The sequence below is a fragment of the Flavobacterium chungnamense genome (assembly GCF_039539165.1).
GTDB classification, from domain to species: Bacteria; Bacteroidota; Bacteroidia; order Flavobacteriales; family Flavobacteriaceae; genus Flavobacterium; species Flavobacterium chungnamense.
Window position 1 is genome coordinate 19705 of sequence record NZ_BAABCS010000013.1, and the last position, 7322, is coordinate 27026.

Sequence of the window (7322 nt, forward strand, 5' to 3'; positions counted from 1 at the left end):
TTTTAAGGTTATTTTTCGCGTTCTTTTGAATTTCCAATTTCATTTTTATAATATTATTATTTAACAAATATAGCATTTTCTTAAAGTATAACAAGTTTTTCTATTTTTTCTGACTTATTGTTTGAAACAGTTGAACGAACTGTCAATTTATAAATATAAACTCCTTTACCGATTTTGTCTCCAAAATCATCCTTTCCATCCCATGAAACCTCTCTTGATAAAAATCCTTCAGTAGTAACTGTTTGATTAATTGTTTTTACCACTTTTCCGGTAATTGTCATAATTTGAACTTGTACTTCTAAAGGCTCAAAAGGTTTGTTATGATTAAACCAAAACTGAGTGTAACTCACAAATGGATTTGGATAATTTAACACATTTGTTAAAGTAATATCACCACTATCGGCAACTACAAACTGTATTTCCGCTGAAATAAAATTATTGTAAACATCCCATGCTTTAAAAACAATTGTATGCAATCCTTTTGACAAATTTCTGAAAGGAAATCTGATTTTACCTTTGGTGTAATCATTCAGTTCTGTTTCATAATAATCATTTAAGATGTATGGTTTTGTTTCATCACCATCTAAAATTGCTACAATATCATGACCAATTCCACTAGCTGTATTGATTCCATGCTCGTCTTCTACAAAAGCCAAAAAGAAAGGCGATTCATTTGTTATTCCACCATTCACAAAACTTTCATCATTCATATACAAACGAACTCTTGGAGGAGTATTATCTGCAACTGCATTTGTATTTATACCTCCAACTTTTATATCTATATTATAACCTGTTTTATCTAGAAGCACTTGATCTCTTTTCGCATAAAAACTCACTCTACCATTTCCTAGAGGAATTTTAATATCTCTTGGCACCACAAATCCAAACTCAAATTTACCGTTATTTACGGAAGCATTTCCTCTAAAAATAGTTTCCCCAAGATTAACAAAACTCATTACAGGACTATATCCGTCATTATCAAAAGTTGACTTGTTGTAATTTTTATCAAAAACATTTACTGCTAACTCACCATTATAAGAAGAAAGTAAATTTCCATTTTCGTCTTGAACTTCACCTGATAATTTAACATAACTCAAGGCTTTTAAATCATCAATAGGTTGGGTAATTGAAACATCATTTACTTTTGTCAAAACAACTTTTGGCTTTGGAATAGAAAGCATTAATGCGGGATCACCAAGATAAGCAACAACTCTAGTCGAAGAATTATTATTACTTGAAGCTTTAGCAAGACGCAATGCTTCTGCAATTGATACATATTGATTAGATCCATAAGAAAACAGTTTCTCAGCCAAAATATCATTAAATATTTCAGCATTGTATTGCCCAATTGACCTAATTGTAGTAATCATAGATATAGCACCTCCTTTTGGATTCCAGTAAGTATATTCTCCTGCAGTTGGTCGATATGGATTATCAAATCTCGAAAATTCACAAGTGATTGTAATAAATAAAGGATATCGATAACGATTATTAAAATCATAACCATCAAATTTATCCCAGATTCTTTCACCTGTTAAACCGTCTTCTCCTCCATGTCCTAGATAATTAAAAACCAAAGCTCCTTTCTCGAATGCATTAGTTATATCTTCATTTGCTTGTGGATATCGCTCTCCACCAGCTGAAGTTTGCTGTTGATAGGAATCCAATAGAATTTTCTTGAAATTTATAAATTGCTTTTGAGCATAAATAACATCTGTTAAGTTATTTTGCTTTATTTGCAATGAAGCATCTGGATCTTTATCAGAATCATCCGAAATTGCCACATAGTTATTTCTCCAACTACCATAAGATTTTATATCATGATACTCTATAACTTTATTTACCATTTCTTCTGCTTGTTGAACCGATGAAACTAACATTCTTCCAACAGCAATATCAGCAGCAAAAGAATAAAAAGGATCGCCTTCGTTTGTGTCCATTAAAGCAAAAAAATCATCTGAAGCAAATGACAATTCTCCTGAATAATAACTATTTGTTGCATGATAAATTGGCACTACATTTGTGTTATTCGGAATTCTGTCTTTAAAATCAAATGAAGCATCACCAAACAAATTCAAATATTTAACTCTTTCACTTGGTGAAGAAGCATTATGATATACATATTTTACAAAATTTCTGATAGCTCCAATATCTTGTTTACCACCACCAAACTCTTGATAAATATTATCAAGATTTACTACTTTGACATTCAAATTAGAATAACTTCTATGAAAGTTGGCTAATTTTTCTGCTTGTGCATTTATTGATCTTGGTGTAATGATAAGGTAATCTATGTCTTCAAAATTTCCTTGAGCATTATTAAATATTGTGCCTTTTACATCTTGATTTGTAACTGATGCATTACTTTCTTTAAGTGGAGTATATAAATCTGATTCGTCAATAGCAATATATTTTTTTTTAATTCCTAAATTAGATTTGAAAGAAAAACTATTTTGATTTGGATTTTTAACAGAAGTAACATTATAAATATCGGTAATATCCCATATTTGAGAAATTCCAGTTGCATTTGATAACTCATATTGTGCAACACCTGTTTGCAGCGGCGCATCATTGTATGTAAATCTAAATTGTTTACCAAAACCCGTTAAATTACTTTTACATGAAATACTTATGTAATCTAAGTAACCTTTAGAAGTTGGAACACCATTATTATTATAGGTAAGTTTAACATTAAAATTTGTTGCTCCTGGCACATTAGAAACTATTGAACCGTGAGAAGCTTCAGTTCCAGAATTTAAATCAACTTCTGGCAAATTTATTGTTCCGATATTTAGTGCATTTACAGCTATTGAAAATGAGGTGTCAACGAAAGAATTTCCACCTGTATGAACAGTCACTTTTGCTGGAGAACTTGCAACAATGTTTGGAAAGTTAAAATCGAATGTTTGTTCGTCATCTATATTGAAGTTTTCACCAAACCAAACCCTACCTAATCTACCAATATTAGTCAAATCAACCTCGTGAAATTGATAATCATCAAACGTGGTCAAATTCAAAGTAGACCCAGCGGAAGGTTGTGACATTAAACTTATTCTTTTTCCATCAGCTCCAATAACATTTACGTAATAATAAGATCTTTCAGAATATAAATTTAAATGTGTTTCATTTTCTTGACTCCAATTATCAACTCCTTCCGCATAGAACAAAATATAATCATCATTATCAAAAGAACCATCTTGTTCTCCAATAACTTCAATAGCATTTTCCTCTAAGTCATCCGGATAATATTCAGAATTTGACAAAGGAAGCATTCGTCCACCATTTCCATAAATCTTAATTTTAGTTGGATTTACAGAATTCATATCAAATCCTAAACTAGAAAGAAACGATTTAGATAATTTATAAACACCAGATTTTTCAACATAAAAACGATTCCATTTTCCACTAGATAGAACTGAATTAGAAATACTAAATTGATTTTGAATAGAATTAATTTTATTAGAAACAGAAGAAATATTGAATGTGTAAGTAAGTGATTTTACCTTTTTATAACCAATACCATCTTTAATAATTGGATAAAATTGCAAGACAACATATTTTTTATCTCGAGCGATAACATTTTTTAATGATGCTGAAATAGAATTTTTAATATTTTCTTTATTTAAATCTCCTAGTTGACTCTCTAGAATTCCTTCATAGACAACATCAGAAATCATCAAAGAATTTTCATCAATTAAATCACTAACTTCCACTTTACTTGTGAAAAAAATTTCTTTCTTTGCAAAATCAAAATTATAACTATCTGTTTTAAAAACAGGAACATTAACTTTATATTCGCCGAACGAATAATTAGTTTTATCAATCCAATCGATAGTTATATTTTTACTTTGCTGTGCAAAAACCAAAACACTGCTAAATAGAAATAAATAAAAATAAATCTTTTTCATAGTAGATATTAACGTAATTATTTTTTAAATATTACTGAATGTAAAAATAAAATTAATATTTGACATACAATAATAAACACAAGTTAACGTTAATAAATAGTTGAAGAAAAATAATTTTTACTATTATTAAAAAAGATGTTGCAATTTCAAGGTTAATTCTTATATTGCGCCTCGAAAATTTATTACCTACTAAGAGTATGAAAGTAAACAAATTTATGGCAATCAGGTTGTTACTTGTACTAGCATTAATGGCTAGTGTATCAAGTTGTAGCAAAAAATCGAATTCTAAAGGTGGATCAAAAGCTACTGGATGGAAAATTAATGACAAAAAAGGTGGATTTCAGTATGCTTCTAAATTTAAAAAGCAAGCAACTGGCCCAGGATTAGTGTTAGTTGAAGGTGGAACTTTTACAATGGGTAAAGTTCAAGATGATCCAATGCATGATTGGAACAACACACCAAATCAACAACATGTTCAGTCTTTTTACATGGATGAAACTGAAGTAACCAACTTGATGTACATGGAATATCTTGATTGGTTAAAAAGAGTATTTCCTCCAGAAGAAGACAATTATAAAAATATCTATGAAGGTGCTTCACCTGATACTCTAGTTTGGAGAAACAGATTAGGTTACAATGAAACCATGACAAATAACTATTTAAGACATCCAGCATATGCTGAATATCCTGTAGTAGGTGTTAACTGGATTCAAGCAACTGAATTTGCAAAATGGAGAACAAATAGAGTAAATGAATCTATATTAGAACAACAAAGATTTTTGAAAAAAGATTCAAAAGTTGTAGATGTTAAAGCTGATGCAACATTTGACACAGAAACTTATCTTGCTGCTCCTACTAAAACTTATGGTGGAAATCAAGAAATTGTTTTACAAAAAGGACAAAAAGGTGGTGCTAAAAACAATGGCGCTGCTGGCGCTGGTGGAGGAACTGCAAATGCAAATGGAAATAGTGGTGCTAAAAATGTTTACGCACAGAGAACTTCAGGTTTAATTTTACCAGAGTACAGACTACCAACAGAAGCAGAATGGGAATATGCTGCTGCTGCTGACGTAGGACAAAGAGAATACAATATCTATAAAGGTCAAAAGAAATACCCTTGGTCTGGAAGTTATACACGTTCTGGAAAAAGACAAATTAAAGGTGATCAGTTAGCAAACTTCAAACAAGGAAAAGGAGATTATGGCGGAATAGCAGGATGGTCTGATGATGGCGCTGATATTACAAATAAAGTTAAATCATATCCTCCAAACGATTTTGGTCTTTATGACATGGCAGGTAACGTTGCTGAATGGGTAGCTGACGTTTACAGACCAATAATTGATGATGAAGCAAATGACTTTAACTATTTTAGAGGTAACGTTTACACTAAGAATAAAATTGGTGAAGACGGAAAAGTAGAATTAGTTACTCAAGAAACTCAAACATTTGATACTTTACCAAATGGTAGAGTTATGGCAAGAAACTTTATTGGGCAAATAGCTCAGGTTCCTGTTGATGAAAAAGAAACTTATTTAAGACAAAACTTTGACAAAAGCGACCATAGAAATTATAGAGATGGTGACAAACAATCTACTAGATATTTTGATTTTGGTTCATCAGAAGAAGGTGATGGTAAGTTGAAAGACGAACAAAGAATGTATGATTCTCCAAAACACAATGTATCTACAGATAGTATTGGAAACATGATTCGTAAATTTGACAAGTCAAGTAAAAGAACTACATTAGTAAATGATGATGTTAGAGTATATAAAGGTGGTTCTTGGAGAGATAGAGCTTATTGGTTAGATCCTGCACAAAGAAGATACTTCCCTCAAGATATGGCTACTGACTATATAGGTTTTAGATGTGCAATGTCTAGAGTAGGGCCTAAATCTGATTCAAAAAAATNATAATATGGACATAAAAAATATCCACAAGCTATTTTTAATATCAAATGATATTGTAATCGACACAAGAAAAGTAAACCCAAAGTCATTCTTTGTTGCTATAAAAGGCGAAAAATATGATGCTAATACATTTGCAAAAGAAGCATTAGAAAAAGGTGCTATATACGCTATAATTGATAATCCAGATTATTACATCGATCATAGAACTATTATTGTGAAAAACAGTTTAGTTACTTTACAAGAATTAGCAAAATATCACAGAAACTATCTAAAACTACCTATAATAGCATTAACAGGTAGCAATGGAAAAACTACAACTAAAGAATTAATACAAACTGTACTATCAAAAAAATATAAAACTAAAGCTACATTAGGAAATTTAAACAATCACATAGGAGTTCCTTTAACAATTTTAACTTTCAATAGGGAAACTGAAATTGGAATTGTTGAAATGGGTGCTAATCATCAAAAAGAAATTCAATTTTTATGTGAAATTACAAATCCAGATTTTGGATATATTACAAATTTTGGAAAAGCACATTTAGAGGGATTTGGAGGTGTTGAAGGAGTAATAAAAGGCAAAAGCGAAATGTATGACTACATTAGACTTAATGATAAAAAAGTTTTTGTAAATATTGATGATAAAATACAAGAAGAAAAAACTAGAGACATAAATAGAATAACATTTAGCACTGAAATGGACAAAGCAAATGTTTTTATAAAAAGCATTACTGCAAATCCGTTTGTCAACATTCATTTCAATAATTCAGTCATACAATCACATTTAATTGGACTTTATAATGCAAATAATATAAATGCATCTATAACAATTGGCCATTATTTTGGCATTTCTGATGAAGATATAAAGAGCTCTATAGAAAGTTATATTCCCGACAACAATCGTTCTCAATTACTCTCAAAAAACACAAATGAAATCATTTTAGATGCCTATAACGCAAATCCTAGTAGCATGTTAGTAGCATTAGAAAATTTTTTACAATTAGCAAAAACCAATAAAGTTATCATAATTGGCGATATGTTTGAATTAGGTAAAGAAAGCATAGAAGAACACAAATCCATAGTCGAATATTTAAAAAGTGAAGAAGAAACAATTTGTCATTTTATTGGAAAAGATTTTTATTTAAATAAAAACATTAAAAGTAATCACTTCTTTTATAAAGACTTTGAATCATTTGTTCTCTTTCTTAATGAAAATCATTTTTCAAACAAAACTATTTTAATAAAAGGTTCACGTGGAATGGCTTTAGAAAGAGTACTAGAGTATATTTAATTAATAAATTATTACCCTTTTTTACAACACTCTCAAACAAACCAGTAGCTCTAGACTTTACTATTTTATTAACGATGCTTAGCATAATTTTATGGCGTGCCATAAGGCTCCTGCTATCCGCTATATCTTTTCTTTTAAAAAAAGAAAAGGATGCCGCTTCTATCACTCACGCAATTTAGCATTATCCAGAATATGTGATTCCACAACAACTATGTA

The 7322-nt window shown here is 30.1% G+C and carries 3 protein-coding genes; 2 read left to right on the top strand and 1 reads right to left on the bottom strand.

From position 1 onward, the window contains the following. Positions 1-80: 80 nt before the first annotated feature. Positions 81-3908, bottom strand: a complete 3828-nt coding sequence (gene porU, locus ABD771_RS06140) for a type IX secretion system sortase PorU (protein WP_345092155.1) — start codon at positions 3906-3908, stop codon at positions 81-83. A 197-nt stretch (positions 3909-4105) separates the two neighbouring features. On the opposite strand from porU, the gene gldJ reads away from it, so the two are divergent. Further along, entirely contained in the window at positions 4106-5821 is a 1716-nt protein-coding gene (gene gldJ, locus ABD771_RS06145) for a gliding motility lipoprotein GldJ (RefSeq protein WP_345092158.1), read from the top strand. A 1-nt stretch (position 5822) separates the two neighbouring features. Then, complete coding sequence (locus ABD771_RS06150) at positions 5823-7106, top strand: UDP-N-acetylmuramoyl-tripeptide--D-alanyl-D-alanine ligase (protein ID WP_345092161.1); 1284 nt, start codon at positions 5823-5825, stop codon at positions 7104-7106. The last annotated feature ends 216 nt before the right edge of the window (positions 7107-7322 follow it).

What these genes read in the sequence shown, in the direction of transcription:
- porU (WP_345092155.1), bottom strand. Translation starts at nt 3,908, where the DNA reads ATGAAAAAGATTTATTTTTATTTATTTCTATTTAGCAGTGTTTTGGTT.
- ABD771_RS06150 (WP_345092161.1), top strand. Translation starts at nt 5,823, where the DNA reads ATGGACATAAAAAATATCCACAAGCTATTTTTAATATCAAATGATATT.